Origin of the sequence: Elstera litoralis (assembly GCF_000963705.1) — a bacterium.
GTDB lineage: Bacteria > Pseudomonadota > Alphaproteobacteria > Elsterales > Elsteraceae > Elstera > Elstera litoralis.
On sequence record NZ_LAJY01000578.1, the window covers coordinates 1 to 1335 of the forward strand.

The following is a 1335-nucleotide window of genomic DNA, read 5'->3' on the forward strand; positions in this document are numbered from 1 at the left end:
GAAATGCGCAACCTGCGCACCGGCATTAAGCGCGACGATAAGTTCCGTTCCGGCGAACAGGTGGAGCGCGTGCGCATCGACGATGAGGAATTCACCTTCCTGTTCGGCGACGATACGATTCTGACCTTCATGAACCCCGAAACCTACGACCAACTCGGCGTTCCGCTGGAACTGCTGGGCGAAAAGGCCGGGTTCCTGCAAGACGGGATGAAGGTTCAAATCTCTCTGTACGAAGGCACGCCGATCAGCGTTAGCCTGCCGCAGCAAGTGGTGCTGGAACTCGTGGAAGCCGATCCGGTGGTGAAGGGGCAAACCGCCTCCTCCTCCTACAAGCCGGGCAAGCTTGAAAACGGCATGCGCATCATGATCCCGCCCCATGTGGAATCGGGGATCAAAGTTGTGGTGGCGACCGAAGACGGCTCTTACGTCGAACGGTTTAAAGGCTAAGATACACGGGCGGCGGCGGGTTTTCCGCAAGTCGCCCCCGACACACATTAGACGCGGATCGGGCTGTCCCGGTCCGCGTCGTTCTTTGAAAGGGTGGGGATATGGCGCGTTCCGCCATCATTACCGTTATGGCAAAAGCGGCGGAAAAAGCCGCCATCCGTTTGGTGCGCGATTTCGGCGAGGTTGAAAAGCTTCAGGTTAGCCGCAAGGGCGTGGCCGATTTCGTCTCGCAAGCCGATATCAAGGCCGAAGAAACCCTGCGCCAGGAGCTTGAAAAAGCCCGGCCCGGTTACGGCTTTCTGCTGGAAGAAGGCGGCGAGGTCAAAGGTGACGGCGTGAACCGCTGGATCGTCGATCCGCTCGACGGCACGGTCAATTTCCTGCACGGGCTGCCCCATTTCGCCATTTCCATCGGCCTTGAGCGCGACGGCGAACTCATCGCGGGCGTCATCTACGATCCGGTCAAGCACGAGATGTTCCACGCCGAAAAGGGCGGCGGGGCGTTTTTGAACGATTTCCGCCTGCGCGTTTCCGCCCGGCGCGACCTGCCTGCCGCCATGATCGGCTGCGGCTTGCCCGCCGCCGGTCAGCCGGGGCACGAGCGCGCGCTGAAACAGCTTGCGGTGATGATGGCGCAAACCGGCGGCGTCCGCCGCATGGGCGCGCCCTCGCTCAACCTCGCCTACGTCGCGGCGGGGCGGCTCGACGGTTATTGGGAAGAGGGGCTGCACCCCTGGAACCTTGCCGCCGGTTTGGTGTTGATTAAGGAAGCGGGCGGTTATACCTCGGATTCCACCGGCGGCACGCGCATGCTAGAAACCCGCAGTGTGGTGGCGGCGAATGATTCGCTTCATCACAAACTCAGCCAGTTGCTGCGCAAAGCCACCC

General features: G+C 61.5%; 2 protein-coding genes. Both read left to right on the forward strand.

All coding sequences use genetic code 11. The features are described from left to right. Nucleotides 1-447: elongation factor P (locus VZ95_RS17725; protein WP_045777039.1), on the forward strand; the 447-nt coding region annotated here is incomplete at its 5' end. Nucleotides 448-548: 101 nt separating this feature from the next. Continuing rightward, nucleotides 549-1335: inositol monophosphatase family protein (locus tag VZ95_RS17730; protein ID WP_045777040.1), on the forward strand; the 787-nt coding region annotated here is incomplete at its 3' end.